We start from the raw sequence: 1,517 nt of genomic DNA, 5'->3' as shown, positions 1-1,517 counted from the left end.
GCGGGCGCGCTGGATCCGCCGGTCGATTCGCGGGAACAGGCCGCCGCCGCGGCCACGACGAGCACGGCGGCCAGCGCCGCACCGATGATCCTGGTGTTCATGAGTTTTCGAGCTCCTTCGCCGAAACCTGTACTGCCGAAGCCTGTTGCCTGGGTGCGAGTTCGACCGGGGACCGCCAGGCCGCGCCGGTGGGATAGCGGTAGTCGCGCAAGGTCTCGGGCAGCATTTCGGCGCTGAAACCCGGTGCGCGCGGTGCGAGATAGCGGCCCTCGGCCACCCGCACCGGATCGCGGAAGTGCTCGTGCAGGTGGTCCACGAATTCGATGGCGCGCTCGGACATGGTCCCGGAGACGGCCACATAGTCGATCATCGCCAGGTGCTGCACGAGTTCACACAGCCCGACCCCGCCCGCGTGCGGGACGACCGGGACGCCGAACTTGGCCGCCAGCAACAGGATCGCCAGATTCTCGTTGACCCCGCCGACCCGGGTGGCGTCGATCTGCAGGATGTCGACCGCGCCCGCCTGCAGCAGCTGCTTGAACAGGATCCGGTTCTGCCCGTGCTCACCGGTGGAGATGGGCGTCCCCGCGACCCGGCGGCGGATCTCCGCGTGGCCCAGGATGTCGTCGGGACTGGTGGGCTCCTCCACCCAGGCCAGCCCGGCCGGGGCGAGCCGCGAAATCCATTCCGCCGCTTCGTCGACGCCCCAGCGCTGATTGGCGTCCACGGCCAGCCCGATGCCCGGGCCGACAGCGTCGCGGGCGATCGTCACCCGGCGCAGGTCCTCGTCCACATCGCGACCCACCTTGATCTTGATGGTGCGGAAGCCGTCGGCCACGGCCGCGCGGGCCAGCCGCGCCAGCTTGTCGTCGGAGTAGCCGAGCCAGCCCGCCGAGGTGGTGTACGCCGGGTATCCGGCGGAGAGCAGGTGTGCGGTGCGCTCGGCGCGGCCGGGTTCGGCGCGGCGCAGGATGTCGAGCGCCTCGGCCGGTGACAGCGCGTCGGTGAGGTAGCGGAAGTCGATCAGCTCGACGATCTCCTCGGGGGACAGCTCGGAGATCAGCTGCCACAGCGGTTTCCGGGCGTGCTTGGCGGCCAGGTCCCAGGCGGCGTTGACGACCGCCCCGATCGCCATGTGCATGACGCCCTTTTCCGGCCCCAGCCAACGCAATTGGGAATCCCCGGTGAGTTCGCGCGCGAATCCGCCCAGATCGCCGATGATCTCGTCGACCCGGCGGCCCACCACCAGGTGCGCGAGCGCCTCGATGGCGACCCGCTGCACCTCGTTGCCGCGGCCGATGGTGAACACGAAACCGTGCCCCTCCGGGCCGGTCGGGTCGTCGGTGCGCAGGATCGCGTAGGCCGCCGAATAGTCCGGATCCGGATTCATGGCGTCCGAACCATCCAGTTGCGTCGAGGTGGGGAACCGGACATCGTGGGTGTCCAACGCGGTGATTCGTACCATGCGGTTTCCCATCTGCCAGTGATCTGGTTCACGACTATACATCCGATGTCTG

Annotated in this window: 1 protein-coding gene; it reads right to left on the bottom strand. The window is 69.1% G+C overall.

All coding sequences use genetic code 11. From position 1 onward, the window contains the following. Positions 1-97: 97 nt before the first annotated feature. Positions 98-1,465 (bottom strand): enolase C-terminal domain-like protein, encoded by a 1,368-nt coding sequence (locus ACWELQ_RS45505; RefSeq protein ID WP_452403162.1) that lies wholly within the window; start codon positions 1,463-1,465, stop codon positions 98-100. Between the last annotated feature and the right edge of the window lie 52 nt (positions 1,466-1,517).

This window comes from Nocardia sp. NPDC004722, from assembly GCF_053601505.1.
This window is presented reverse-complemented; position numbering and strand designations above follow the sequence as displayed.

Bases quoted from the DNA above. Each gene is read 5' to 3' on its own strand.
- ACWELQ_RS45505 (WP_452403162.1), bottom strand. From the start codon at position 1,465: ATGGTACGAATCACCGCGTTGGACACCCACGATGTCCGGTTCCCCACC.